General features: G+C 42.5%; 43 protein-coding genes. 37 read left to right on the top strand and 6 right to left on the bottom strand.

The annotated features are described in order from the left end of the window. Positions 1-200: 200 nt before the first annotated feature. The 32 genes from bfd to HMPREF0693_RS17320 all read left to right on the top strand — a co-directional run bounded on the left by bfd (position 201) and on the right by HMPREF0693_RS17320 (position 15,932). Positions 201-398, top strand: coding sequence for a bacterioferritin-associated ferredoxin (bfd, locus tag HMPREF0693_RS17470; protein ID WP_004246968.1), 198 nt, complete (start codon positions 201-203; stop codon positions 396-398). 77 nt (positions 399-475) lie between these two features. Further along, positions 476-949, top strand: coding sequence for a bacterioferritin (bfr, locus tag HMPREF0693_RS17465; RefSeq protein ID WP_004246967.1), 474 nt, complete (start codon positions 476-478; stop codon positions 947-949). A gap of 365 nt (positions 950-1,314) precedes the next feature. Next, the gene (gene rpsJ / locus HMPREF0693_RS17460; protein WP_001181005.1) at positions 1,315-1,626 is read left to right on the top strand and encodes a 30S ribosomal protein S10; all 312 of its coding nucleotides are present in this window, start codon (positions 1,315-1,317) and stop codon (positions 1,624-1,626) included. A 32-nt stretch (positions 1,627-1,658) separates the two neighbouring features. Further along, positions 1,659-2,288 carry a 50S ribosomal protein L3 gene (gene rplC, locus HMPREF0693_RS17455; protein WP_004246966.1) on the top strand — a complete coding sequence of 210 codons (630 nt, stop codon included), beginning with the start codon at positions 1,659-1,661 and terminating at the stop codon, positions 2,286-2,288. A gap of 16 nt (positions 2,289-2,304) precedes the next feature. Then, positions 2,305-2,910: a 50S ribosomal protein L4 gene (gene rplD, locus HMPREF0693_RS17450; protein ID WP_004246964.1), complete on the top strand. Its 606-nt coding sequence runs from the start codon at positions 2,305-2,307 to the stop codon at positions 2,908-2,910. Further along, entirely contained in the window at positions 2,907-3,209 is a 303-nt protein-coding gene (gene rplW, locus HMPREF0693_RS17445; protein WP_004246962.1) for a 50S ribosomal protein L23, read from the top strand. Before rplD ends, rplW begins: the two co-directional genes overlap by 4 nt. Positions 3,210-3,228: 19 nt before the next feature. Next, positions 3,229-4,053, top strand: a complete 825-nt coding sequence (gene rplB, locus HMPREF0693_RS17440) for a 50S ribosomal protein L2 (RefSeq protein WP_004246961.1) — start codon at positions 3,229-3,231, stop codon at positions 4,051-4,053. 14 nt (positions 4,054-4,067) lie between these two features. Continuing rightward, the gene (rpsS, locus tag HMPREF0693_RS17435; protein WP_004246960.1) at positions 4,068-4,346 is read left to right on the top strand and encodes a 30S ribosomal protein S19; all 279 of its coding nucleotides are present in this window, start codon (positions 4,068-4,070) and stop codon (positions 4,344-4,346) included. Between the two features lie 14 nt (positions 4,347-4,360). After that, complete coding sequence (gene rplV, locus HMPREF0693_RS17430; RefSeq protein WP_004246959.1) at positions 4,361-4,693, top strand: 50S ribosomal protein L22; 333 nt, start codon at positions 4,361-4,363, stop codon at positions 4,691-4,693. A 17-nt stretch (positions 4,694-4,710) separates the two neighbouring features. Further along, a complete protein-coding gene (rpsC, locus tag HMPREF0693_RS17425) occupies positions 4,711-5,412 on the top strand; it encodes a 30S ribosomal protein S3 (RefSeq protein ID WP_004246958.1) in 702 nt (233 codons plus the stop codon). A 12-nt stretch (positions 5,413-5,424) separates the two neighbouring features. Further along, complete coding sequence (gene rplP / locus HMPREF0693_RS17420) at positions 5,425-5,835, top strand: 50S ribosomal protein L16 (RefSeq protein ID WP_004246957.1); 411 nt, start codon at positions 5,425-5,427, stop codon at positions 5,833-5,835. Next, positions 5,835-6,026: a 50S ribosomal protein L29 gene (rpmC, locus tag HMPREF0693_RS17415; protein ID WP_004238624.1), complete on the top strand. Its 192-nt coding sequence runs from the start codon at positions 5,835-5,837 to the stop codon at positions 6,024-6,026. The genes rplP and rpmC overlap by 1 nt, the downstream gene beginning before the upstream one ends. Further along, positions 6,026-6,280, top strand: coding sequence for a 30S ribosomal protein S17 (gene rpsQ, locus HMPREF0693_RS17410; RefSeq protein ID WP_004246956.1), 255 nt, complete (start codon positions 6,026-6,028; stop codon positions 6,278-6,280). Before rpmC ends, rpsQ begins: the two co-directional genes overlap by 1 nt. A 176-nt stretch (positions 6,281-6,456) precedes the next feature. Further along, positions 6,457-6,828, top strand: coding sequence for a 50S ribosomal protein L14 (gene rplN, locus HMPREF0693_RS17405; RefSeq protein ID WP_004246955.1), 372 nt, complete (start codon positions 6,457-6,459; stop codon positions 6,826-6,828). A 10-nt stretch (positions 6,829-6,838) separates the two neighbouring features. After that, positions 6,839-7,153, top strand: coding sequence for a 50S ribosomal protein L24 (gene rplX / locus HMPREF0693_RS17400; RefSeq protein ID WP_004246953.1), 315 nt, complete (start codon positions 6,839-6,841; stop codon positions 7,151-7,153). A 13-nt stretch (positions 7,154-7,166) separates the two neighbouring features. Continuing rightward, positions 7,167-7,706: a 50S ribosomal protein L5 gene (rplE, locus tag HMPREF0693_RS17395; protein WP_004246952.1), complete on the top strand. Its 540-nt coding sequence runs from the start codon at positions 7,167-7,169 to the stop codon at positions 7,704-7,706. A gap of 12 nt (positions 7,707-7,718) precedes the next feature. Then, positions 7,719-8,024, top strand: a complete 306-nt coding sequence (rpsN, locus tag HMPREF0693_RS17390) for a 30S ribosomal protein S14 (protein ID WP_004246951.1) — start codon at positions 7,719-7,721, stop codon at positions 8,022-8,024. A gap of 32 nt (positions 8,025-8,056) precedes the next feature. Beyond that, the gene (gene rpsH, locus HMPREF0693_RS17385; protein ID WP_004246950.1) at positions 8,057-8,449 is read left to right on the top strand and encodes a 30S ribosomal protein S8; all 393 of its coding nucleotides are present in this window, start codon (positions 8,057-8,059) and stop codon (positions 8,447-8,449) included. A gap of 14 nt (positions 8,450-8,463) precedes the next feature. Further along, entirely contained in the window at positions 8,464-8,997 is a 534-nt protein-coding gene (gene rplF, locus HMPREF0693_RS17380; RefSeq protein WP_004246948.1) for a 50S ribosomal protein L6, read from the top strand. Positions 8,998-9,006: 9 nt separating this feature from the next. After that, positions 9,007-9,360: a 50S ribosomal protein L18 gene (gene rplR / locus HMPREF0693_RS17375; RefSeq protein ID WP_004246947.1), complete on the top strand. Its 354-nt coding sequence runs from the start codon at positions 9,007-9,009 to the stop codon at positions 9,358-9,360. A gap of 14 nt (positions 9,361-9,374) precedes the next feature. Continuing rightward, a complete protein-coding gene (gene rpsE / locus HMPREF0693_RS17370; RefSeq protein WP_004246946.1) occupies positions 9,375-9,875 on the top strand; it encodes a 30S ribosomal protein S5 in 501 nt (166 codons plus the stop codon). A gap of 5 nt (positions 9,876-9,880) precedes the next feature. Continuing rightward, positions 9,881-10,060, top strand: a complete 180-nt coding sequence (gene rpmD / locus HMPREF0693_RS17365) for a 50S ribosomal protein L30 (RefSeq protein WP_012368690.1) — start codon at positions 9,881-9,883, stop codon at positions 10,058-10,060. 3 nt (positions 10,061-10,063) lie between these two features. After that, positions 10,064-10,498: a 50S ribosomal protein L15 gene (gene rplO / locus HMPREF0693_RS17360; protein ID WP_004246944.1), complete on the top strand. Its 435-nt coding sequence runs from the start codon at positions 10,064-10,066 to the stop codon at positions 10,496-10,498. 7 nt (positions 10,499-10,505) lie between these two features. Continuing rightward, positions 10,506-11,828 (top strand): preprotein translocase subunit SecY, encoded by a 1,323-nt coding sequence (secY, locus tag HMPREF0693_RS17355; RefSeq protein ID WP_004246943.1) that lies wholly within the window; start codon positions 10,506-10,508, stop codon positions 11,826-11,828. A gap of 44 nt (positions 11,829-11,872) precedes the next feature. Continuing rightward, positions 11,873-11,989 carry a 50S ribosomal protein L36 gene (gene rpmJ, locus HMPREF0693_RS18690; protein WP_012368691.1) on the top strand — a complete coding sequence of 39 codons (117 nt, stop codon included), beginning with the start codon at positions 11,873-11,875 and terminating at the stop codon, positions 11,987-11,989. Between the two features lie 144 nt (positions 11,990-12,133). Beyond that, positions 12,134-12,490: a 30S ribosomal protein S13 gene (gene rpsM / locus HMPREF0693_RS17350; RefSeq protein WP_004249689.1), complete on the top strand. Its 357-nt coding sequence runs from the start codon at positions 12,134-12,136 to the stop codon at positions 12,488-12,490. Positions 12,491-12,506: 16 nt separating this feature from the next. Next, complete coding sequence (rpsK, locus tag HMPREF0693_RS17345) at positions 12,507-12,896, top strand: 30S ribosomal protein S11 (RefSeq protein WP_002919257.1); 390 nt, start codon at positions 12,507-12,509, stop codon at positions 12,894-12,896. 36 nt (positions 12,897-12,932) lie between these two features. Continuing rightward, positions 12,933-13,553, top strand: a complete 621-nt coding sequence (rpsD, locus tag HMPREF0693_RS17340; protein WP_004246942.1) for a 30S ribosomal protein S4 — start codon at positions 12,933-12,935, stop codon at positions 13,551-13,553. Positions 13,554-13,578: 25 nt separating this feature from the next. Next, entirely contained in the window at positions 13,579-14,568 is a 990-nt protein-coding gene (locus HMPREF0693_RS17335; protein ID WP_004246941.1) for a DNA-directed RNA polymerase subunit alpha, read from the top strand. 37 nt (positions 14,569-14,605) lie between these two features. Continuing rightward, on the top strand, positions 14,606-14,992 hold the full coding sequence (gene rplQ, locus HMPREF0693_RS17330) for a 50S ribosomal protein L17 (protein ID WP_004246940.1): 387 nt from the start codon (positions 14,606-14,608) through the stop codon (positions 14,990-14,992). Positions 14,993-15,254: 262 nt separating this feature from the next. Next, complete coding sequence (gene zntR, locus HMPREF0693_RS17325) at positions 15,255-15,668, top strand: Zn(2+)-responsive transcriptional regulator (RefSeq protein ID WP_004246939.1); 414 nt, start codon at positions 15,255-15,257, stop codon at positions 15,666-15,668. A 60-nt stretch (positions 15,669-15,728) separates the two neighbouring features. After that, positions 15,729-15,932, top strand: coding sequence for an alternative ribosome-rescue factor A (locus HMPREF0693_RS17320; protein ID WP_004246938.1), 204 nt, complete (start codon positions 15,729-15,731; stop codon positions 15,930-15,932). A gap of 3 nt (positions 15,933-15,935) precedes the next feature. On the opposite strand, the gene mscL is transcribed toward HMPREF0693_RS17320, so the two are convergent. The 5 genes from mscL to def all read right to left on the bottom strand — a co-directional run bounded on the left by mscL (position 15,936) and on the right by def (position 20,797). Then, positions 15,936-16,343: a large-conductance mechanosensitive channel protein MscL gene (mscL, locus tag HMPREF0693_RS17315; RefSeq protein ID WP_004246937.1), complete on the bottom strand. Its 408-nt coding sequence runs from the start codon at positions 16,341-16,343 to the stop codon at positions 15,936-15,938. 106 nt (positions 16,344-16,449) lie between these two features. Then, positions 16,450-17,826, bottom strand: coding sequence for a Trk system potassium transporter TrkA (trkA, locus tag HMPREF0693_RS17310; protein ID WP_004246936.1), 1,377 nt, complete (start codon positions 17,824-17,826; stop codon positions 16,450-16,452). A 112-nt stretch (positions 17,827-17,938) separates the two neighbouring features. Then, positions 17,939-19,207: a 16S rRNA (cytosine(967)-C(5))-methyltransferase RsmB gene (gene rsmB / locus HMPREF0693_RS17305; protein ID WP_004246935.1), complete on the bottom strand. Its 1,269-nt coding sequence runs from the start codon at positions 19,205-19,207 to the stop codon at positions 17,939-17,941. Positions 19,208-19,304: 97 nt separating this feature from the next. Continuing rightward, positions 19,305-20,255 carry a methionyl-tRNA formyltransferase gene (gene fmt / locus HMPREF0693_RS17300; RefSeq protein ID WP_004246934.1) on the bottom strand — a complete coding sequence of 317 codons (951 nt, stop codon included), beginning with the start codon at positions 20,253-20,255 and terminating at the stop codon, positions 19,305-19,307. A 26-nt stretch (positions 20,256-20,281) separates the two neighbouring features. After that, positions 20,282-20,797, bottom strand: coding sequence for a peptide deformylase (gene def, locus HMPREF0693_RS17295; RefSeq protein WP_004246933.1), 516 nt, complete (start codon positions 20,795-20,797; stop codon positions 20,282-20,284). 131 nt (positions 20,798-20,928) lie between these two features. On the opposite strand from def, the gene dprA reads away from it, so the two are divergent. The 5 genes from dprA to HMPREF0693_RS17270 are packed head-to-tail and all read left to right on the top strand — an operon-like array spanning position 20,929 to position 24,316. Beyond that, positions 20,929-22,086, top strand: a complete 1,158-nt coding sequence (gene dprA, locus HMPREF0693_RS17290; protein WP_004246932.1) for a DNA-processing protein DprA — start codon at positions 20,929-20,931, stop codon at positions 22,084-22,086. A gap of 18 nt (positions 22,087-22,104) precedes the next feature. Next, positions 22,105-22,662, top strand: a complete 558-nt coding sequence (locus tag HMPREF0693_RS17285; RefSeq protein WP_004246931.1) for a DNA topoisomerase family protein — start codon at positions 22,105-22,107, stop codon at positions 22,660-22,662. Beyond that, complete coding sequence (gene tsaC, locus HMPREF0693_RS17280) at positions 22,655-23,224, top strand: L-threonylcarbamoyladenylate synthase type 1 TsaC (protein ID WP_004246930.1); 570 nt, start codon at positions 22,655-22,657, stop codon at positions 23,222-23,224. Before HMPREF0693_RS17285 ends, tsaC begins: the two co-directional genes overlap by 8 nt. A gap of 7 nt (positions 23,225-23,231) precedes the next feature. Beyond that, positions 23,232-24,056: a shikimate dehydrogenase gene (gene aroE, locus HMPREF0693_RS17275; RefSeq protein WP_004249684.1), complete on the top strand. Its 825-nt coding sequence runs from the start codon at positions 23,232-23,234 to the stop codon at positions 24,054-24,056. After that, entirely contained in the window at positions 24,053-24,316 is a 264-nt protein-coding gene (locus HMPREF0693_RS17270) for a DUF1488 family protein (protein WP_004246927.1), read from the top strand. The genes aroE and HMPREF0693_RS17270 overlap by 4 nt, the downstream gene beginning before the upstream one ends. Here the strand turns inward: HMPREF0693_RS17270 and HMPREF0693_RS17265 are convergent. Beyond that, the gene (locus tag HMPREF0693_RS17265) at positions 24,292-24,855 is read right to left on the bottom strand and encodes a gamma carbonic anhydrase family protein (protein ID WP_004246926.1); all 564 of its coding nucleotides are present in this window, start codon (positions 24,853-24,855) and stop codon (positions 24,292-24,294) included. The genes HMPREF0693_RS17270 and HMPREF0693_RS17265 overlap by 25 nt on opposite strands. Positions 24,856-25,124: the final 269 nt, after the last annotated feature.

The following is a 25,124-nucleotide window of genomic DNA, read 5'->3' as shown; positions in this document are numbered from 1 at the left end:
CCTAGCTTTATTATTTTTGAAAAGGGCATCTGATGATGCCCTTTTTTAGTTTATGCCTCTATTAACGATAACTAGCTTATTGCCATTATTCATTTTTTATTATCATCAGCACACTTAGATAGATCTGTACGATAAATAGAAATTGAAATAACAATGATTATCATTTACTATCTTGATAGGTAGTTAATGAGGTCGTTATTATGTATGTCTGTCTGTGTCATGGTGTGAGTGATAAAAAAATTATCTCTACTGTTCATAAACATCAAATTCGAACAATCAATCAATTGCGTCAAATCCTACCTGTAGGCAGTTGTTGTGGTAAATGTATACGTCAAGCTCGTCAACTTATAGATGATGAACAACACCTCCTTTATCCTCAAATTTCTGAAGTTGCATAACAGTTTTTAATATTCCTTTCTCTCTACTTTGTATAAAAGGTCTACACTAAAAAGACTGGAAGCAAAGGAGCATAAAAATGAAAGGTGATAAAAAAATGATAGCCCACCTTAATAAATTATTAGGTGGTGAACTTGTTGCAATTAATCAGTATTTCTTGCATGCCCGTATGTTTAAAAATTGGGGATTTACTCGCCTTAATGCGATGGAATACCATGAGTCTATTGATGAAATGAAGCATGCTGATAAATATATTGAGCGTATTTTATTTTTAGAAGGTATCCCTAACTTACAAGATTTAGGAAAACTCAATATCGGTGAAGATGTTGAAGAGATGTTGCGTTCAGATCTTGAACTCGAACTAGGGGGAGCAAAAGACTTACGTGAAGCTATCGCTTATGCTGATTCAATTCATGATTATGTGAGCAGAGATCTGATGCTAGAAATCTTAACGGATGAAGAAGGGCATATCGATTGGATTGAAACCCAACTAGAGCTTATTGAACGTATCGGACTACAAAACTATCTTCAAGCGCAAATGATTGAAGAGTGATCTCATCTTTTAGCAAAAAAGAAGTATTAATCTTTCTTTATTGCTATCTATCGAATTTATAAAAACAAAGGTAACGCTATTGTTGCCTTTGTTTTTTATTTTTTAAGTTCAATTTGCTGTGGCTAGATAATTTTTATCGCTGTTTTTTTATTCTTGGCTTGATTTCATCTCTCAGGCAAGTATAATGCGCAGGCTCACTGATTTAGTGGGGCTGATTTATCAGCTAATGCAGATTTTTTTATTGCATTAATATAATACTTCCGATTGGGGAGTTATATGCAGAACGATTACACTCTCTCATCAATCGAAATGGGTACGAGTAGTAATCATTTACGTTTATAAAAAATAGTTGGAGCTCTGGTCTCATGCAGAACCAAAGAATCCGTATCCGCCTGAAAGCTTTTGATCATCGTCTGATTGATCAATCAACTGCGGAAATCGTAGAGACTGCTAAGCGCACAGGTGCGCAAGTTCGTGGTCCAATCCCACTGCCGACTCGCAAAGAGCGTTTCACAGTGTTGATTTCTCCGCACGTTAATAAAGATGCGCGTGATCAGTATGAAATTCGCACTCACAAACGTCTGGTTGACATCGTTGAGCCAACCGAGAAAACCGTTGATGCTCTGATGCGTCTGGATCTGGCTGCCGGCGTAGACGTGCAGATCAGCCTAGGTTAATCAGGTCATCAAGCGATTGAGAGGTTGAAACAATGATTGGTTTAGTCGGTAAAAAAGTAGGAATGACTCGTATCTTCACTGAAGATGGCGTTTCAATCCCTGTAACCGTTATCGAAATTGAAAACAACCGTGTTACTCAGGTCAAAGATCTAGAGAAAGACGGTTATCGTGCAATTCAGGTGACTACAGGTAGCAAAAAAGCGAACCGTGTACTGAAACCTGAAGCAGGTCATTTTGCTAAAGCTGGCGTTGAAGCTGGCCGCTTACTGCGTGAATTCCGTCTGAACGAAGGCGAAGAATACACTGTAGGTCAAAGCATTAGTGTAGAAATTTTCGCTGACGTTAAAAAAGTCGACGTTACTGGAACATCTAAAGGTAAAGGTTTTGCTGGTACTGTAAAGCGCTGGAACTTCCGTACTCAAGATGCTACCCACGGTAACTCCTTGTCTCACCGCGTTCCGGGTTCTATCGGTCAGAACCAGACTCCGGGTCGTGTATTTAAAGGCAAGAAAATGGCAGGTCAACTGGGTAACGAACAAGTTACCGTTCAGAGCCTGGAAGTAGTACGTGTTGACGCTGAGCGCAACCTGCTGCTGGTCAAAGGTGCTGTCCCAGGTGCAACTGGCAGTGACCTGATCGTTAAACCAGCTGTCAAGGCGTAACGTCGAGGAGATAGGAATGGAATTGGTAATGAAAGACGCGCAAGGCGCGCTGACTGTTTCCGAAACTACCTTCGGGCGTGACTTTAACGAAGCGCTTGTGCATCAAGTAGTCGTTGCATACGCTGCTGGTGCTCGTCAAGGTACTCGTGCTCAGAAAACTCGTGCTGAAGTTTCTGGTTCAGGCAAAAAGCCATGGCGCCAGAAAGGTACAGGTCGTGCACGTTCAGGTTCAATCAAGAGCCCAATTTGGCGCTCTGGTGGTGTTAGCTTCGCAGCTAAACCACAGGACCACAGTCAAAAAGTAAACAAAAAGATGTACCGCGGTGCTCTGAAGAGCATTCTGTCAGAACTGGTACGTCAAGATCGTCTGATCGTCGTAGAGAAGTTCTCTGTTGAAGCGCCTAAAACTAAGCTTTTAGCACAGAAACTGAAAGATATGGCTCTGGAAGATGTACTGATTGTCACAGCAGAAGTTGATGAGAATCTGTATTTAGCAGCACGTAACTTATACAAAGTAGACGTTCGTGATGCAGCAACAATCGATCCAGTTAGCTTAATCGCCTTCGACAAAGTCGTCATGACTGCTGACGCTGTGAAGCAAGTTGAGGAGATGCTGGCATGATCCGTGAAGAACGTCTGCTGAAAGTACTGCGCGCGCCGCATGTATCTGAAAAAGCTTCTATCGCGATGGAAAAATCAAACACCATCGTTCTCAAAGTTGCTAAAGACGCGACCAAAGCAGAGATTAAAGCAGCTGTACAAAAACTGTTTGAAGTCGAAGTTGAAAGTGTTAACACTCTGCTGATGAAAGGCAAAGTGAAACGTCACGGTCAGCGTATTGGTCGTCGTAGCGACTGGAAAAAAGCTTACGTCACCCTGAAGGAAGGCCAGAATCTGGACTTCGTCGGCGGCGCTGAGTAAGTCGGAGGAGTAAAGAACAATGGCAATTGTTAAATGTAAACCTACGTCTCCGGGCCGTCGCCACGTAGTTAAAGTGGTAAACCCAGAGCTGCATAAAGGGAAACCTTATGCGCCATTGCTGGAAAAGAACAGCAAATCCGGTGGTCGTAACAACAATGGTCGTATCACTACCCGTCATATCGGTGGTGGTCACAAACAGGCTTACCGTATTGTTGACTTTAAACGCAACAAAGATGGTATCCCTGCGACAGTAGAACGTCTGGAATATGATCCAAACCGTTCAGCTAACATCGCTTTAGTGCTGTATGCTGATGGTGAACGCCGCTACATCCTGGCTCCAAAAGGCCTGAAAGCGGGTGATAAAGTTCAATCTGGCGTTGATGCTGCTATCAAAACGGGTAACACCTTACCAATGCGTAATATCCCGGTTGGTTCTACCGTTCATAACGTAGAAATGAAACCAGGTAAAGGTGGTCAGTTAGCTCGTTCAGCTGGTACTTACGTTCAAATCGTTGCGCGTGATGGTGCTTATGTCACTATTCGTCTGCGTTCTGGTGAAATGCGTAAGATCCCTTCTGATTGCCGTGCAACTATCGGTGAAGTAGGTAACTCTGAGCACATGTTACGCGTTCTGGGTAAAGCTGGTGCAAGTCGCTGGCGTGGTATTCGTCCTACCGTTCGCGGTACTGCGATGAACCCAGTAGACCACCCACACGGTGGTGGTGAAGGTCGTAACTTTGGTAAACACCCAGTAACACCTTGGGGCGTTCAAACCAAAGGTAAGAAGACTCGTAAAAACAAACGCACTGAACACTTTATCGTTCATCGTCGTACTAAGAAATAATTAGAGGATAAGCCATGCCACGTTCTCTCAAGAAAGGTCCATTTATTGACCTGCACTTGCTGAAGAAGGTAGAGAAAGCGGTGGAAAGCGGTGACAAAAAGCCTGTTAAGACTTGGTCCCGTCGTTCAACGATCTTTCCTAACATGATCGGTTTGACCATCGCTGTCCATAATGGTCGTCAGCATGTTCCAGTTTACGTTTCCGACGAAATGGTTGGTCACAAACTGGGTGAATTCGCGCCGACCCGTACTTATCGCGGTCATGCAGCCGATAAAAAGGCTAAGAAGAAATAAGGTAGGAGGAAGAGATGGAAACTATCGCTATACATCGCCACGCTCGTTCTTCTGCTCAGAAGGTTCGCCTGGTGGCAGACCTGATTCGCGGTAAGAAAGTGTCGCAAGCTCTGGAAACTCTGACCTATACCAACAAGAAAGCTGCTGGTTTAGTGAAGAAAGTACTCGAGTCTGCTATTGCTAATGCAGAACACAACGATGGCGCTGACATTGATGATCTGAAAGTAGCTAAGATCTTTGTTGACGAAGGTCCTTCTATGAAGCGCATTATGCCTCGTGCAAAAGGCCGTGCAGATCGTATTCTGAAGCGCACCAGCCACATCACTGTGGTTGTGTCCGATCGCTGAGACTCTGGAGACTAGCAATGGGTCAAAAAGTACATCCTAATGGTATCCGCCTTGGCATTGTCAAGCCTTGGAATTCCACATGGTATGCGGGTACCAATGAATTCGCTGACAACCTAGACAGCGATTTTAAAGTGCGCCAGTACTTAACTAAAGAACTGGCAAAAGCATCTGTATCTCGTATCGTTATCGAACGTCCTGCGAAAAGCATCCGTGTGACTATTCACACTGCTCGCCCAGGTATCGTTATCGGTAAAAAAGGTGAAGATGTAGAAAAACTGCGTAAAAACGTAGCGGATATCGCTGGCGTTCCTGCGCAAATTAATATCGCCGAAGTACGTAAACCTGAACTGGACGCAAAATTAGTTGCTGACAGCATCACTTCACAGCTGGAACGTCGTGTTATGTTCCGTCGTGCTATGAAGCGTGCGGTACAGAACGCAATGCGTTTAGGCGCTAAAGGTATTAAAGTGGAAGTAAGTGGTCGTTTAGGCGGCGCTGAAATCGCTCGTACTGAATGGTATCGTGAAGGTCGTGTACCTCTGCACACTCTGCGTGCAGATATCGACTACAATACCTCAGAAGCACATACTACTTATGGTGTGCTCGGCGTTAAGGTATGGATCTTCAAAGGTGAGATCCTGGGTGGTATGGCTGCGGTTGAACAGGCGGAAAAACCAGCCGCTCAACCTAAAAAGCAGCAGCGTAAAGGCCGCAAGTAAGGAGAGTCGCTGATGTTACAACCTAAGCGTACAAAATTCCGTAAAGTGCATAAAGGCCGCAACCGTGGCTTAGCTATAGGTACGGATGTAAGCTTCGGGACTTACGGTCTTAAAGCTGTGGGCCGTGGTCGTCTGACTGCACGTCAGATCGAAGCGGCACGTCGTGCAATGACCCGTGCAGTTAAGCGTCAGGGTAAAATCTGGATCCGTGTGTTCCCAGACAAACCAATCACTGAAAAGCCGCTCGAAGTCCGTATGGGTAAAGGTAAAGGTAACGTGGAGTATTGGGTTGCCTTGATCCAGCCAGGTAAAGTCCTATATGAAATGGATGGTGTGCCTGAAGAAGTGGCCCGTGAAGCATTTCAGCTAGCGGCAGCAAAACTGCCTATCAAAACCACCTTTGTAACTAAGACGGTGATGTAATGAAAGCAAAAGAGCTGCGCGAAAAGAGCGTTGAAGAGCTGAACACTGAATTGCTGAACTTACTGCGTGAGCAGTTCAATCTGCGTATGCAGGCAGCAAGTGGTCAGTTACAACAGTCTCATCTGTTGAAACAAGTGCGTCGTAATATCGCACGCGTTAAGACTTTACTGACTGAGAAGGCGGGTGCGTAATGACCGATAAAATCCGTACTCTGCAAGGTCGTGTGGTAAGTGACAAAATGGAAAAATCTGTTGTTGTTGCTATCGATCGTATGGTGAAACATCCATTATATGGTAAATTCATCCGTCGTACGACTAAACTGCATGTACATGACGAGAACAACGAATGTGGCATGGGTGACGTAGTAGAAATTCGTCAAACACGTCCTATCTCTAAGACTAAGTCTTGGGCGTTAGTTCGCGTTGTAGAAAAAGCTGTTCTGTAATAAAATAGCCTTTTCGTACGAAATAAACGGCTCAAAACTGAACGAGCCGTTTATTTTTTCTGTCCATATCGAGAATGTGGTGTTATAATGCCGCTCCCTCGTATTATGGGATATTGAACGGCCTCTTCTAATGTGGAAGTGGCTCAGTAGTAGTTGACATTTAGCGGAGCACTAAAATGATCCAAGAACAGACTATGCTGAACGTGGCCGACAACTCCGGTGCACGTCGCGTAATGTGTATCAAGGTTCTAGGTGGCTCGCACCGTCGCTACGCAGATGTAGGTGACATCATCAAAATTACCATTAAAGAAGCAATTCCACGTGGTAAAGTTAAGAAAGGTGATGTACTGAAAGCGGTAGTGGTGCGCACCAAGAAGGGTGTTCGTCGCCCTGACGGTTCTGTCATTCGCTTCGATAGCAACGCTTGTGTATTGTTAAACAACAACAGCGAGCAAGTTATTGGTACGCGTATTTTTGGGCCGGTTACTCGTGAACTTCGTAACGAGAAGTTTATGAAAATAATCTCTCTGGCACCTGAAGTACTCTAAGGAGCAGGCAATGGCAGCGAAAATCCGTCGTGAAGACGAAGTTATCGTGCTAACTGGTAAAGATAAAGGTAAGCGCGGTAAAGTAAAACAGGTTCTTTCTTCTGGTAAAGTTATCGTTGAAGGTATCAATCTGGTTAAAAAACATCAGAAGCCAGTACCGGCTCTGAACCAACCAGGTGGCATCGTTGAAAAAGAAGCTGCAATTCAAGTTTCTAACGTTGCAATCTTCAATGCGGCAACCGGCAAGGCTGACCGTGTAGGTTTTAGATTCGAAGACGGCAAAAAAGTTCGTTTCTTCAAATCTAATAAAGAAACTATCAAGTAATTTGGAGTATACGATGGCGAAACTGCATGATTACTACAAAGACGAGGTAGTCCAAAAACTGATGTCTCAGTTTGGTTACCATTCTGTCATGCAAGTCCCTCGGGTCGAGAAGATCACCCTGAACATGGGTGTTGGTGAAGCAATTGCTGATAAAAAACTGCTGGATAATGCAGCAGCTGATTTAGCAGCAATCTCAGGTCAAAAACCTCTGATCACCAAAGCACGCAAATCTGTTGCAGGCTTCAAAATCCGCCAGGGCTATCCGATCGGCTGTAAAGTGACCCTGCGTGGCGAACGCATGTGGGAGTTCTTTGAACGTCTGATCTCTATTGCTGTACCACGTATCCGTGACTTCCGTGGTTTGTCCGCTAAATCATTCGATGGACGTGGTAACTACAGCATGGGCGTGCGTGAACAAATCATCTTCCCTGAAATCGATTACGATAAAGTGGATCGTGTTCGTGGTTTGGATATTACCATTACTACGACTGCGAAATCTGATGATGAAGGTCGCGCATTGTTAGCAGCGTTTAACTTCCCGTTCCGCAAGTAAGGCAGGGCATTCATGGCTAAGAAATCTATGAAAGCACGTGATGTAAAACGTGCGAATTTAGCTGAGAAATTCTTCGCAAAACGCGCAGAACTGAAAGCTATCGTTTCAGATGTAAACGTATCTGATGAAGATCGTTGGAATGCTGTTCTGAAACTGCAAACACTGCCACGTGATTCAAGTCCTTCACGTCAGCGTAACCGCTGCCGTCAAACTGGACGTCCGCACGGTTTCCTGCGGAAATTTGGCCTAAGCCGTATTAAAGTCCGTGAAGCCGCTATGCGCGGTGAAATCCCGGGCCTTAGAAAGGCTAGCTGGTAATCACCCTAATTGAATCACGGGAGTAAAGACAGATGAGCATGCAAGATCCCATCGCGGATATGCTGACCCGTATCCGTAACGGTCAGGCCGCGAATAAAGTTGCGGTCACAATGCCTTCCTCCAAGCTGAAAGTGGCGATTGCCAACGTGCTTAAGGAAGAAGGTTATATTGAAGATTTTAAAATTGAAGGCGACACTAAGCCAGAACTGGAAATCACTTTAAAATATTTCCAAGGTAAGGCTGTAGTAGAAAGCATTCAGCGCGTAAGCCGTCCAAGTCTGCGCATCTATAAAAGAAAAGATGAGCTGCCACAAGTTATGGCAGGACTGGGCATCGCTGTTGTTTCTACCTCAAAAGGTGTTATGACTGATCGTGCAGCTCGCCAAGCAGGTCTTGGTGGCGAGATTATCTGCTACGTAGCTTAATTCGGGAGGAAAGAATGTCTCGTGTGGCAAAAGCACCCGTCGTCATTCCTGCCGGCGTAGAGGTTAAACTCAACGGTCAGGTAATTACGATTAAGGGTAAAAACGGCGAGCTTACTCGTACTATCCATAATGCAGTTGAAATTCAACATGCTGACAACCAACTAACTTTCGCACCACGCGATGGTTATGCTGATGCATGGGCACAAGCGGGTACTACTCGTTCACTGCTAAATGCAATGGTTGTAGGTGTTACCGAAGGCTTCACTAAGAAACTGCAACTGGTAGGTGTAGGTTATCGTGCGTCTGTTAAGGGCAACACAGTTAACTTATCAGTAGGTTATTCACATCCAGTGGAACACCAACTGCCAGCAGGCATCACTGCTGAATGTCCAACACAAACTGAAATCCTACTGAAAGGTGCGGATAAGCAAGTGATTGGTCAAGTAGCAGCTGAACTGCGTGCTTACCGTCGCCCTGAACCTTATAAAGGTAAAGGTATTCGTTACGCCGACGAAGTTGTGCGTATCAAAGAGGCTAAGAAGAAGTAAGGTAACACTATGGATAAGAAAGCAGCTCGTATCCGTCGTGCGACCCGCGCACGCCGTAAGCTCCAGGAACTGGGTGCGACTCGCCTGGTGGTACATCGTACCCCTCGCCATATTTATGCGCAGGTTATTGCACCAAACGGTTCTGAAACTTTGGTGGCCGCTTCTACTACAGAAAAAGCTATCATTGAGCAACTGAAAAACACTGGAAACAAAGAAGCAGCAGCAGTAGTTGGTAAAATTGTTGCTGAACGCGCTCTGGAAAAAGGTATCAAATCAGTATCATTTGACCGTTCCGGTTTCCAATATCATGGTCGAGTCCAGGCACTGGCAGATGCTGCCCGTGAAGCTGGCCTTCAGTTCTAAGGTAGGAGTGTAAGATGGCTCACATCGAGAAACAAGCTGGCGAACTGCAGGAAAAGCTGATCGCGGTAAACCGCGTATCGAAAACCGTTAAAGGTGGTCGTATCTTTAGCTTCACCGCTCTTACAGTAGTTGGTGATGGTAATGGCCGCGTTGGTTTTGGATATGGCAAAGCTCGCGAAGTTCCGGCAGCAATCCAGAAAGCGATGGAAAAAGCCCGTCGCAATATGAAAACCGTCGCTTTAAACAACGGTACTCTGTTCCACCCTATTAAAGGTACTCATACAGGTTCTCGCGTATTTATGCAGCCTGCTCATGAAGGTACTGGTATCATCGCAGGTGGTGCAATGCGTGCAGTTCTAGAAGTGGCTGGCGTTCGTAACGTACTGGCTAAAACCTATGGTTCCACGAATCCGATTAACGTCGTTCGTGCAACACTGGACGCTTTAGATAGCATGAAGTCTCCAGAAATGGTCGCAGCTAAGCGTGGTAAATCCGTTGAAGAAATTCTGGGGTAATGACCATGGCTAAGACTATTAAAATTACTCAAACACGCAGTTTAATCGGCCGTCTGCCTAAACATAAGGCAACTATGGCTGGTTTAGGTCTGCGTCGCATCGGTCACACTGTAGAACGCGAAGATACACCAGCAGTTCGCGGTATGATCAACTTGGTTTCCTATATGGTTAAAGTTGAGGAGTAAGAGATGCGTTTAAATACTCTGTCTCCGGCTGAAGGTGCCAAGCATGCGCCTAAACGTGTAGGTCGTGGTATCGGTTCTGGCCTAGGTAAAACTGGCGGCCGTGGTCACAAAGGTCAGAAATCTCGTTCTGGCGGTGGCGTACGTCGTGGTTTTGAAGGTGGTCAGATGCCTTTATACCGTCGTTTACCAAAATTTGGTTTTACTTCACGTAAATCATTCGTGACTGCGGAAATCCGTCTGTCTGATTTGGCTTATGTTGAAGGCGATGTAATCGATCTGAATGCACTGAAAGCCGCAAACGTTGTTGGCCCACAGATTGAATTTGCAAAATTAATTCTGTCTGGCGAGGTTAACCGTGCAGTGACTATTCGTGGTCTGCGTGTTACCAAAGGTGCCCGTGCAGCAATCGAATCAGCTGGCGGTAAAATTGAGGAATAAGTGACAGATGGCTAAACAACCAGGGTTAGATTTTCAGAGTGCTAAAGGTGGTATAGGTGAACTAAAACGCAGATTACTGTTTGTTCTTGGTGCACTAATTGTCTTTAGGATTGGCTCTTTTATTCCTATCCCTGGTATTGATGCCACTGTGCTTGCCAAATTGCTCGATCAGCAAAAAGGCACCATCATTGAAATGTTTAACATGTTCTCTGGTGGTGCTCTTAGCCGTGCTTCTATCTTTGCGCTGGGTATCATGCCTTATATTTCGGCATCGATTATTATCCAACTATTATCAGTGGTTAACCCTCGGTTAGCGGAGATTAAGAAGGAAGGGGAGGCCGGTCGTCGTAAGATCAGCCAATATACCCGTTATGGTACTTTGGTGCTGGCGATATTCCAATCTATTGGTATCGCAACAGGCTTACCGAATATGCCAGGAATGCAAGGTCTGGTTATTAATCCAGGCTTACCATTCTATATTACGGCTGTTGTGAGCTTAGTCACAGGGACAATGTTCCTGATGTGGTTAGGTGAGCAAATCACTGAACGTGGTATTGGTAACGGTATCTCAATCATTATCTTTGCAGGTATCGTTGCAGGTCTTCCACCTGCCATTGGTCAAACCATCGAGCAGGCGCGGCAAGGCGAACTGCACTTCCTCCTGTTATTGTTGGTTGCAGTATTGGTGTTCGCGGTAACTTTCTTTGTTGTTTTTGTAGAAAGAGGACAACGTCGTATCGTTGTTAACTATGCAAAACGTCAACAAGGGCGTAGAATATACGCGGCACAAAGTACACATCTACCACTTAAGGTAAATATGGCGGGTGTAATACCGGCAATTTTTGCTTCAAGTATTATTCTGTTTCCTGGTACAATAACCTCTTGGTTTGGCGATGGTACAGGATGGGGTTGGCTGACGACAATTTCTTTAAATTTACAGCCTGGTCAACCTATTTATGTGTTACTATACGCTGCTGCAATCATCTTCTTCTGTTTCTTCTATACGGCGTTGGTTTTCAACCCAAGAGAAACGGCAGATAACCTGAAGAAGTCCGGTGCATTTGTACCAGGAATTCGCCCGGGAGAGCAGACGGCTAAATATATAGATAAAGTGATGACACGTTTAACCTTAATCGGTGCCCTGTACATTACCTTTATCTGTCTCATCCCGGAGTTCATGCGTGACGCAATGAAAGTACCTTTCTATTTTGGTGGTACTTCCCTCTTAATCGTGGTTGTGGTCATCATGGATTTTATGGCTCAAGTGCAAACTCTCCTGATGTCAAGTCAGTATGAGTCTGCATTGAAAAAAGCAAACCTTAAAGGCTAATTACCGATAAGATGGGTTTGTTTTAGAAGTTACGGAGAGTAAAAATGAAAGTTCGTGCTTCCGTCAAGAAAATGTGCCGTAACTGCAAAATCGTTAGACGTCACGGCCACGTGCGTGTAATTTGCAGTGTTGACCCTAAGCATAAACAGCGTCAAGGCTAAATTATTGCATTTTTTTCTTGCAAAGTTCGGTTGAGCTGGCTAAATTAGCCAGCCCAATCATTTATAATCATACAGTATTGTTTGAGTATCCTGAAAACGGGCTTTTCAGAATAGTACTGTATAAAGTTAATTTAGGAGTGCATAGTGGCCCGTATAGCAGGCATTAACATTCCTGATCATAAACATACCGTAATCGCTTTAACATCGATTTACGGCATTGGTAAAACTCGTTCACAGGCTATCTGTGAAGCAACGGGTATTGCTGAAAATGTTAAGATCAGTGAGCTGTCTGAAGAGCAAATCGACAAGCTGCGTGACGAAGTTGCCAAATACGTTGTAGAAGGTGATCTACGTCGTGAAGTTACCCTGAGCATCAAACGTCTGATGGATCTTGGTACTTACCGTGGTTTACGTCATCGTCGTGGTCTACCAGTTCGCGGTCAGCGTACTAAGACTAACGCACGTACCCGTAAGGGTCCGCGTAAGCCGATCAAGAAATAATCGGGGTATTTGAACAATGGCAAAAGCACCTATTCGTGCACGTAAGCGTGTAAGAAAACAAGTCTCTGACGGTGTGGCTCATATCCATGCTTCTTTCAACAACACAATCGTTACTATTACAGACCGTCAAGGTAACGCGTTGGGTTGGGCTACTGCCGGTGGTTCCGGTTTCCGTGGTTCTCGTAAATCTACTCCGTTTGCGGCTCAGGTTGCAGCAGAACGTTGCGCTGAAGCTGTTAAAGAGTACGGAATTAAGAACTTGGAAGTTATGGTAAAAGGACCTGGTCCTGGTCGTGAGTCAACTATCCGTGCATTAAACGCGGCTGGTTTCCGCATCACTAATATTACTGATGTGACTCCGATTCCTCATAACGGTTGTCGTCCACCGAAAAAACGTCGCGTTTAATAACGGTTTCGTTTTTAGGATAGTTGGAGAAAGAAAATGGCAAGATATTTGGGTCCTAAGCTCAAGCTGAGCCGTCGCGAAGGTACAGATTTATTTCTGAAATCTGGCGTTCGGGCGATTGACACCAAGTGTAAACTGGAACAAGCACCAGGTCAGCACGGCGCACGTAAACCGCGTCTGTCTGATTACGGTGTTCAGTTACGTGAAAAACAAAAAGTACGTCGTATTTACGGTGTTCTAGAGCGTCAATTCCGTAACTACTACAAAGAAGCAACACGTCTGAAAGGCAACACAGGTGAGAACTTACTTACTCTGTTAGAAGGTCGTCTGGATAACGTTGTTTATCGTATGGGCTTTGGCGCAACTCGCGCAGAAGCACGTCAGATGGTTAGCCACAAAGCAATCATGGTAAATGGTCGCGTGGTTAATATTGCTTCTTATCAGGTTTCCCCGAATGACGTAGTCAGCGTTCGTGAAAAATCGAAAAAACAGTCTCGTATTAAGGCTGCTTTAGAGCTGGCTGAACAGCGTGAAAAGCCAACATGGCTGGAAGTTGATGCTGCTAAGATGGAAGGTGTGTTCAAACGTATTCCTGAACGTACTGACTTGTCTGCGGACATTAACGAGCACCTGATCGTCGAGCTTTACTCCAAGTAAGGCTTAGCACCAAAGAGAGGACACAATGCAGGGTTCTGTGACAGAGTTTCTAAAACCGCGCCTGGTTGATATCGAGCAAGTGAGTTCGACGCACGCCAAGGTGACCCTTGAGCCATTAGAGCGAGGCTTCGGCCACACTCTAGGTAACGCACTGCGCCGTATTCTGCTTTCGTCTATGCCGGGTTGTGCGGTAACAGAGGTTGAGATTGATGGTGTACTGCATGAGTACAGCACCAAAGAAGGTGTTCAGGAAGATATCCTAGAAATACTGCTCAACCTTAAGGGGTTGGCGGTAAAAGTTCATGGTAAAGATGAAGTAATTCTTACTTTGAGCAAATCTGGCATTGGCCCTGTTATTGCAGCCGATATCATCCATGACGGTGATGTCGAAATCGTCAAGCCGCAGCACGTTATCTGCCACCTTACAGACGAAAACGCATCTATTAATATGCGTATCAAAGTTCAGCGTGGTCGTGGTTATGTGCCGGCTTCTGCCCGAATTCATTCGGAAGAAGATGAGCGCCCTATCGGTCGTTTACTAGTAGATGCGTGTTATAGCCCAGTTGAGCGAATTGCTTATACTGTGGAAGCAGCGCGTGTTGAACAACGTACCGACTTGGATAAGCTGGTAATCGAGATGGAGACTAACGGTACTATCGATCCAGAAGAATCGATTCGCCGTGCAGCGACTATCCTGGCTGAACAGCTTGAAGCTTTTGTTGACTTACGTGATGTTCGTCAGCCTGAAGTTAAAGAAGAGAAGCCAGAGTTCGATCCGATCCTGCTGCGCCCAGTTGACGATCTTGAATTGACTGTCCGCTCTGCTAACTGTCTGAAGGCAGAAGCAATCCACTACATCGGTGATCTGGTACAGCGTACTGAAGTTGAATTACTTAAGACGCCTAACCTTGGTAAGAAATCTCTTACTGAGATTAAAGACGTACTGGCGTCGCGTGGTTTATCTCTGGGCATGCGCCTTGAGAATTGGCCACCTGCAAGTATCGCTGATGAATAAGATCACAGGTTAAGGTTTTACTGAGAAGGATAAGGTCATGCGCCATCGTAAGAGTGGTCGTCAATTGAACCGCAACAGCAGCCATCGTCAGGCTATGTTTCGCAACATGGCAGGTTCTTTAGTTCGTCATGAAATCATCAAGACAACTTTGCCTAAAGCGAAAGAACTGCGTCGCGTCGTTGAGCCGCTGATTACTCTTGCCAAGACCGACAGCGTAGCTAATCGTCGTCTGGCATTCGCCCGTACTCGTGACAACGAAGTCGTGGCAAAACTGTTTACAGTATTAGGTCCGCGTTTTGCGAGCCGTGCAGGTGGTTACACTCGTATTCTGAAGTGTGGCTTCCGTGCAGGTGACAATGCTCCAATGGCTTACATTGAGCTTGTTGACCGTGCTGATTCTGAAACAGAAGCAGCTGCTGAATAATAAAATTATTATTTAGCGAAGCGAATAAAAAGACCGGATTTTTTAATCCGGTTTTTTTATTGCTATAGATTAGCAATAAATTTAAATTTATTGGTTCCTCCCTTTAATGACTCGCTACTTCTTTATTTATGTGGGTGCTATATATTTACTTCTGAATATGCTGCTATTGTGCGAAAGTAAGTATTGAGTATCGCACTATATTTCAATTCTATTTTTTTTGTTATTTGTTATGCTTACTTATCATTAGTTTGAGGAGTGATCAATGTATCGCATCGGCCAAATTGCAAAATTAGCGAATGTTACAACAGACACTATCCGTTTTTATGAAAAACAAGGATTGATGGAACATGATAGACGGACAGAAGGTGGCTATCGTCTGTATACAGAACAAGATTTGCAAAGATTACGTTTTATTCGTTATGCCAAAGAGTTAGGCTTTACTCTGGATGCTATTACTGAGTTACTTTCAATTAGAGTCGATCCTGCGCATCATACTTGTGTAGAATCAAAACATATTGTTGATGCTAGGCTAGCAGAAGTTGAGGCTCGTCTAAAAGAAATGGAAAAGATGCGTGATTCTTTAAAAATGTTAAGCAATGCTTGCTGTGGAACCGCTCATGAAAGTACATATTGTTCAATTCTAGAAATACTTGAATCTGGAGCGACAAAGCAATAATATCTGCACTGAAGATTGTTGTTCTATGCTTTATGTTCTTTAATAATTTAAGAGGTTTTTATGTCTAGCAAATATCAGCACCAAAAAGGTGTGATCAAAGATAATGCGTTAGCTGCACTTGTTCATGATCCTTTATTTAGACAACGGGTAGAAAAAAATAAGAAAGGCAAAGGCAGCTATATGAGAAAGGCAAAACATAATAAGAAAGGTAACTGGGAGGCCAGTGATAACAAATATTTTCAATTGTTATCACTGGCCTTTTAGTTTTTATTTTTGCTGATTTTTTAATAGATCACGGATTTCTGTTAATAAAGTTTCTTCTGCTGAAGGTGCAGGTGGTGCTTTAGGTTGCTCTTCTTCTTGTCTGCGCATCTTATTAATTAATTTAATCGCACAGAAAATAGCAAACGCGACAATGGCAAAATCAAAAACAGTTTGTATAAAGGCACCATAGTTTAAGATAACGGCAGGTATATCCCCATGAGCCTCTCTTAGTACTAAACTAAATTGTTTAAAATCGATCCCTCCAATGAGTAAGCCTAATGGAGGCATAATCACATCAGCTACTAAGGATGAAACAATTTTTCCGAATGCGGCACCAATGATGACACCGACTGCCATGTCAACAACATTGCCTTTCATTGCAAATTCACGAAACTCTTTGAAAAAAGCCATAACCACCCCTTATTAGTATGGATCTAGATATAAAAATATGTGTTTAGATAATAATAATAGATCAGTATCAGTAACAATCACTACTATTCTTATTTCTACACTAGAGTTATAAGAAAAATGGACTAGGTTGGAACAGTTTTTCTACTTCAGGAACATATTTTTTATCTGTAATAAACATGATCACATGGTCACCTTGTTCTATTGAGTGACTTGCATTGGCAATAATGACATCTTCATTGCGGACAATGGCGCCGATAATTGTGCCTGGCGGAAGTTTGATATCTTGAATACGTCTACCGACAACTTTTGAGGTATTTTCATCACCATGTGCAATGGCTTCAATAGCTTCAGCAACACCGCGACGTAATGAGGATACACTGACAATATCTGCTTTGCGAACATGACCTAATAGAGCTGAAATAGTGGCTTGTTGCGGAGAGATGGCAATATCAATGACTCCACCTTGGACTAAATCAACATAAGCACTGCGTTGAATAAGTACCATGGCTTTTTTTGCCCCCATACGTTTTGCGAGCATTGCGGACATGATATTTGCTTCATCATCATTAGTGAGTGCAATAAAGACATCGATTTGCTCAATATGCTCTTCAGCGAGTAGCTCTTGATCAGATGCATCACCATAAAACACGATAGTATCATGGAGGAGCTCTGCTAACTCGGTAGCACGTTGTTGATTATGCTCAATCAGCTTAACGCTATAATCTTTTTCTAATCTTGCCGCTAATCCTGCTCCAACGTTTCCGCCACCAACAATCATAATGCGTTTATAAGGTTTTTCTAATCGTTGTAGCTCACTCATTACTGCGCGAATATGTTGTGATGCCACCACGAAAAAGACCTCATCACCCGCTTCAATAATGGTCGATCCTTGAGGGCGAATAGGTCTATCTTGGCGAAAGATAGCCGCAACACGAGTATCAATATGTGGCATATGATCACGTAGAGTGGATAGTGCATTACCCACAAGTGATCCACCATAGTAGGCTTTTACTGCCACGATACTGACTTGACCTTCAGCAAAGTTTACTACCTGTAGGGCACCGGGGTATTGAATTAGTTTATAGATATAATCTATAACGAGGTGTTCCGGGGAGATGAGGTAATCAATAGGAATTGCTTCTGGTAAAAAAAGTTTATCTGCTTCACGAACAAATTCAGAGGCTCGGATACGAGCAACTTTATTGGGAGTATTAAATAAAGTATAAGCGACTTGGCATGCTATCATATTTGTTTCGTCAGAATTTGTGACGGCAACTAGCATATCCGCATCTTCAGCCCCCGCTTCTCTTAAGACTCTCGGATGAGATCCATGACCATTTACAACTCTTAAATCAAATTTATCTTGAAGTTGACGTAAACGGGTAGCATCAGTATCGACAACAGTAATATCGTTATTCTCACCGACAAGATTTTCAGCGAGAGTGCCACCCACTTGACCTGCGCCTAAGATAATAATTTTCATCGTCAGTTCTCAGAATATTCGATTAACAAATAAAAGATCAATGTCTGTTCACATCGATCTTGTGTTGGAATAGTAGCTTCTTTTAGATCTGATATCATCTTTTATCAGAAGATCATTTTTTGTTGATCAGCGCATAAAAGAAGCCATCACCGCTATATTTCTCCGGTAAGCATTGATGCTGATAGTCACATTGAGCATCTTGCATTGACGATAAGAAGGCTGCAATTTGTTGGCTATTTTCTTCCGGTAAAATAGAACAAGTAGCATAAACTAATGTGCCGCCTGATTTTAGGTATGGCCATATAGCATGTAATATTTCTTTTTGAATTTGCGCTAACTGAGCTATGTCTTCATTACGACGTAGCCATTTGATATCTGGATGGCGACGTATAACGCCAGTTGCTGAGCAAGGAGCATCAAGTAAGATCCTGTCAAATTGCATATTTGCACACCATTGCTCTGGATAACGTCCATCACCACTTTTGACTGTGGCATGTAGCTTTAAGCGGTTTAGATTTTCTTTAACTCTGGCTAAACGTTGCTCATCGATATCAATGGCGAGAACATGTGCTTTAGGGGCTATTTCTAAGATATGGGTTGTTTTTCCCCCAGGAGCTGCACATAAATCAAGAATTTGTTCGTTATTTTGTGGCGCTAATAATTCTGCACAACGCTGAGCACTGCGGTCTTGAACAGTGATCCAGCCCTCACTAAATCCCGGTAACAGGTGAACATTACAAGGTGTTTCTAAACGAATAGCATTAGGGTGGTGGTCATCGGAGAACGCGCTGATCCCTTCTTTTTCAAGCAGCGCTAAGTACTGTTCACGTGAATGATGTATTTGATTTACCCGTAACCACATTGGTGGCTTTTGGTTATTTCCTTCAATAATACTTTCCCATAGCTCAGGGTAGGCATTTTTTATTCGTGTGAGTAACCAAGAAGGGTGCAAATAACGGCTATCATTATTTTGGAAACGTTCCATTAATACATCTTGTTGACGCTGAAATTGGCGTAATACACCGTTAATTAACCCTTTTAATTGTGGTTTTTTCAGTGCGATCGCACCGTTAACAGTTTCAGCGAGTGCTGCATGGGCAGGAACTCGAGTATAAAGGAGCTGATATAAACCGACCATAATGAGGTAATGTAAAATTCGTTGTTTACCTTTCAGTGGTTTATCCATTAGTTGTTGGATGATCCATTCTAGCTGGGGCAAGGTACGTAAGGTACCAAAGCAGAGCTCTTGCAAGAGCGCTTTGTCTTTATCTGAAATGTTTTTTTGTAATTCAGGGATCACCGAACTTAATGATAAGCCTTGATCTAAAACTTGAGCTATTGCCTTTGCTGCAATACTGCGTAAGTTGTATGACGTTTTCATAGTGAATTAGCGTTTATATATTGGCCGCCAGAGAAGAATAATATTGGCGTAAAAAAAAGATCCCCCTGAAATATTGTTATTTCAAGGGGTAGTATCATTATTGAATGATTTTCCCAGGGGTAAACCAATCTCTTTTGGAATTTAGGAAATCGGCTGATGCCATAGGTTTTTTACCTGATGGTTGAAGCTTGGTGATATTTAAAATGCCTTCACCTGTTACGATATAAATGCCTGTTTTATCTGCTTTCAATAATGTACCTGGTATTTGATTGGTATTATCCGACGCGATAACTTGTGCTTCCCATACTTTCACCGGCTGATCATCGAGCATAAAAAAGCTCATAGGCCATGGATTAAACGCTCTAATACAACGTTCTATCTGTTGTGCAGATAACGACCAATTAATTTTTGCTTCTTCCTTTGATAGCTTTTCTGCGTAATTCGCTAGGCTATCATCTTGTTTTTCCGCTTTTAACTCACCGCTAATGATAAGATCTAATGTATTAATTAGTGCTTTAGGCCCCAGCTCTGCTAATTTAGCATAAAGAGAAGCACTCGTGTCTTGATGAGTAATTGGGCATGATGCTTTATAAAGCATATCGCCAGTATCTAAACCAACATCCATTTGCATAATGGTGACGCCAGTTTCTGTATCGCCCGCCCATAAGGCACGTTGGATAGGTGCAGCACCTCGCCATTTAGGTAGAAGAGAGCCATGGACGTTTAAGCAACCCAAACGAGGGATATCAAGTACTGCTTTGGGTAAAATCATACCATAAGCAACAACAATCATAACGTCAGGTTGTAGTGCTTTGATCCACTCATGATTCTCTTCTGGTTTTAACGATGTCGGTTGATAAACAGGAATGTTATTAGTTAATGCCAGTTCTTTCACTGGATTAATCGTCAGCTTCTTACCTCTTCCTGCGGGTTTATCTGGTGGCGTTAATACCCCAACAATATGATGTTGAGTTGATAACAGAGCAGCTAAATGTCGGGCTGCAAAGTCGGGTGTTCCCGCAAAGATAATACGTAATGAATCAGACACGTTTTTTTCCTGTTACAAGTAAATCACTATTGTCCCGCTTTTGCTCTTCTCTTATCGAGCTTTTCAACTTTTTGGCGGATACGTTGGCGTTTTAATGGAGATAAGTAATCCACAAATAATTTGCCAACTAAATGATCCATCTCATGTTGAATACAAATAGCGAGTAAGTCATCAGCTTCTAATTCAAAAGGTTGTCCGTTGTAATCAAGCGCTCTTACTTTTACGCGCTCTGCACGAGGCACAAATGCGCGTTGTTCAGGTATTGATAAACAACCTTCCTCTATTCCGGTATCACCTTCCTGATCAAGAAGTTCTGGATTAATGAGTACCAGTTTTTGATCTCGTGTTTCAGAGATATCAATGACGATGATGCGCTGGTGGATATCCACCTGTGTCGCAGCTAAACCGATACCTTCTTCCAAATACATTGTTTCAAACATATCATCGACAATTTTTTGAATTTCGGCATCAACTTTTTCGACTGGCTTTGCAATGGTGCGAAGGCGCTCGTCTGGATAATGTAATACGTGTAATACTGCCATAATTTATTTGGACTGTTTCTAAAATGTGAATGAGAATTAACGTCTATTCTAGACATTTATTGTCTGGATTGACAGTATTTGCTGAGTTTAGCACTCACCTTGTATGTTAAAAAATAACACTAGGATAATGCATGGATGCCAGAGAAATATGGATAAGACTTAATGTTGTTTCAAGATTGCCAGTAAATAAAGCGATTAAGGTGGTGGAATACTTACAATCATTGACGCAACTAAATCGTAAAGTGTTACTAGAATGTGGCCTATCAGAACAACAAAGTCACCAATTTATGAGGCTTCAGGCAAATTGTGTCAAAAGTACATTAAAGTGGCTAGATAAAAATGAATCATCACTCTTAACAATTTCTGATTCAGATTATCCTTTGCTATTAAAGCAAATATCTTCTCCACCTCTTTTGCTTTTTGTTGCAGGTAATAAAGAGCATTTAAAAAGCACACAAATTGCATTAATTGGTAGTAGAGATGCTACACAGTATGGAACTAAGTGGGCGACTTATTTTGCACAACAGCTCGTGAAAAATAAATTCACAATTACAAGCGGGTTGGCGCAAGGGATTGATGGTGTTGGACATCGTAGTGCTTTAAAACATCATGGCGTCACTATTGCTGTATTGGGGAGTGGTTTAGAACAAATTTACCCATCATTTCATCGTCGACTAGCAGAGCAAATCAAAGAGTCGGGTGTTCTTGTTTCAGAGCATCTCCCGATGGCACCACCTTTAGCTCGTCATTTCCCGCAAAGGAATAGAATTATTAGTGGATTGAGTTCAGCTCTCTTAATTGTAGAAGCTGGCATAAAAAGTGGATCTTTAATCACTGCCAATTATGCTCTACAACAAGGCAAAGAATTGTTTGTGTTACCCGGATTACTGGGTGATTCACACTTTGAAGGAAATCATCAGTTGCTAAAACAGGGGGCGAATTTAGCCTCTTCGCCAGATGATATTATGGAATATTTAAATAGCTCTTGGCAGTGGTTAATCTTTAATCATAATGATGATTTACAGGACGAGCATATTGCAGAGGTTGGCTCAGCTGCCAATAAAAAAGAGTCCAGCAATATGCCATTAGAAATTGAAAAACTTACACCCACTCAACAGCAATCAATAAATTTGATATTGCCTTTGTTAGGTTTTGATAAAGCTATCCCGATTGATATTATTGCGAATAAGAGCGGTTTATCCACATCAGATTTAGCTCCTCTTTTATTAGAGCTTGAGCTTATCGAAAAAGTCGCTATTGTGGCGGGTGGCTATATTCGATTGGAATAAGTGTTATGAGGTAAGACAATGGCAAAAATAATGCCGTTTACGTATCCATCTGAGCAAGAAAAATGTCCTGAATGTGGCAGTGATTTAATTATAAGAAATGGTGGTCATGGCCCTTTTCTAGGATGTTCTGCTTATCCTAATTGCCATTATATTAAGGCGTTGAAATCTCAAGGCGATGGACAGGTTATTAAAGTATTAGAAGGACAGCCTTGCCAATGTTGTGGCGCAGATTTAGTTTTACGACAAGGTAAGTTTGGCATGTTTATAGGCTGTAGCAATTATCCTGCTTGTGAGCATATAGAACAAATTGATAAACCTGATGAGACTGTGATTCATTGTCCTCAGTGCGAGAAGGGCAAATTATTACAGCGTAAGTCTCGGTTTGGTAAAATATTTTATGCTTGTAACCAATATCCTGAATGTCAATTTGTACTAAATAATAAACCGATTAATGGTGAGTGCGAATATTGTCATTATCCATTATTGATGGAAAAGAGGTCTTCTCAAGGAGTAAGATTAGTGTGCGCCAGCAAATTGTGTGGCAAGCAACAAACAAAAAGAGAAGAACATGAATAACGAAGTATCACCTGTAAATAATACAATTATAGAAGCACTGCAAAATAATCAAGTTATTGCCTATCCAACAGAAGCTGTGTTTGGTGTCGGTTGTGATCCTGATAGTGAAAGCGCGGTAATGGCATTACTTGAGTTAAAACAGAGAGCCATTGAGAAAGGGCTTATTTTAATTGCTGATAACTATGAACAATTAAAACCTTATATTGATGATAACGCATTGACTCAAGAACAGCGGGAGCGGATGTTTGCCTCTTGGCCAGGCCCAATCACTTGGGTTATTCCAGCTAAGTCAATAACGCCAAAATGGCTAACAGGGCGGTTTTCTTCCTTAGCTGTAAGGGTTACGGATCACCCTATTGTGAAAGCATTATGTGTGGCTTATGGCAAACCATTAGTATCAACCAGCGCAAATTTAAGCGGACTTCCTCCATGCCGTAGTGTTGAAGAAGTACAAGAGCAGTTTCGTAATCGAATTGCTATTGTAAATGGCGAGGTTGGTGGCAGAAAAAATCCTTCTGAAATTAGAGATGCACTCACAGGTGAGCTATATCGACAAGGATAATGATGCTATGGAAAAATATGTAGTGATGGGCAATCCCATTGAACATAGTCAATCTCCTTTTATTCATCAGCTTTTTTCGAAACAGTCAGGGATTGATTATGAATATGGGCGTTTACTGGTTCCATTAGGCGAATTTGATAAAGTAGCAACGCAATTTTTTTCTCAAGGTGGACGTGGAGCTAATGTTACCGTTCCTTTTAAGGAAGATGCTTTTCGCTTTGTGGATAAATTAACACAAAGAGCACAAGCCTGTGGTGCTGTTAATACTATTTTAAAATTAGATGACGGCACGTTATTAGGTGATAATACTGATGGTCAGGGCTTAATTCTTGATTTAGCTAGGTTGGATTTTATTATCCCCGGAAAAATATTATCGGTTCTTGTTATTGGGGCTGGTGGTGCTACACGAGGGATATTATTACCATTATTAAATTATAATTGTGATATTACTTTGACTAATCGCACTGTTGAAAAAGCACAACAATTAGCACAAGAATTTAGCCAATTTGGTACAATTAGAGCTAGTGCTCCACAAAATGTTACAGATAAACATTACGATCTAATTATTAACGCCTCTTCATCTAGTATGACGGACGATATTCCACCTATACCTGATAGTGCTTATGGTTTTAAAACTGCTTGTTATGATTTGTATTATAAGGCAGGTATGACTTCTTTTTTATACCATGCATTAAAAAATGGTAGTACACGCTTATCTGATGGCCTAGGTATGCTGGTAGGGCAAGCCGCTTATGCCGTTGAGTTATGGTATGAGCGAGTACCTGATATTAATCCAACAATAAATATTTTAAGAGAAAATTTGAATAAATGAATCAATCCATTCAATTTCCTGATCGTGAGCAGTGGCTTGAAGATCAAAATTGCGTTCTTTTCCCTATCATGGTCAATGGAATGTTATTTGATTGCCAAATCACTGAACAAGAGCTAAAGGCACGCTTTGGTGATAATAGCAATGCTTTTTGTTTGTTTAAGCAGCATCGATGGGAAATTGAAGAAGAATTTGAAGAGTTGGCTAAGCTGTATGAAGTGTCAACTCTTCATCCATTTTACTGTTTATCAATGGCGGAATGAGCCGTTGATAAATAGTCGTTCTTCCACTTTACGTAATTATTAGCAGAGTAGATAAAGTGTTGTATTTCTGCGGGCGTGAGTGGGCGGATCTTTTTTACTGGGCTACCTAAATAAAGAAAACCACTTTCTAGTCGTTTACCAGGTGGTACTAGGCTTCCTGCGCCGATCAAAACATCATCTTCAATAATTGCACCATCAAGTAAGATTGATCCCATGCCGACTAATACTCGGTTTCCGATTGTACACCCATGTAACATTGCTTTGTGTCCAACAGTCACATCATCACCGATGATGAGAGGAAAACCATTAGGGGTATTTTCTGATGCATGTGTAACATGTAGCACTGAGCCATCTTGAATATTAGTCCTTGCTCCTACACTGACATAGTTAACATCACCGCGGATCACAACCATTGGCCAAATGCTGACATCTTCACTAAGGCGTACATCACCAATAACAGTGGCTGTCACGTCAATATAAACATCTTTAGCAATGGAAGGTGATAAGTGTAAGTAACTTCTAATAGTGGAATGGCTCATGATTGACCTCATACGAATATTGTGGCGGTACTTTGCTGTAATTGTAATATAGAAAAGCATAGCAGTGAGCAGGTATATCTGACGAGAGAATAATCCAGAGTATTATTTTTAACTGAAATAAATAGCGATGATAATAAAAGTAAGTGGATCGATGATGATCGATAGAAGATAACGAATAGACAAAACGGTTATTGGTAGTATAATTTTTGTGCTACTAGCGGGGTTTTAGTGTCAAAAATAGACGTGTAGCTTAAAAATAGAGCGAACAG

This window comes from Proteus mirabilis ATCC 29906 (genome assembly GCF_000160755.1).
In the GTDB taxonomy this organism is placed as follows: domain Bacteria; phylum Pseudomonadota; class Gammaproteobacteria; order Enterobacterales; family Enterobacteriaceae; genus Proteus; species Proteus mirabilis.
Note: the sequence above shows the minus strand (reverse complement) of the source record. Positions and strands in the feature narration are given on the sequence as shown.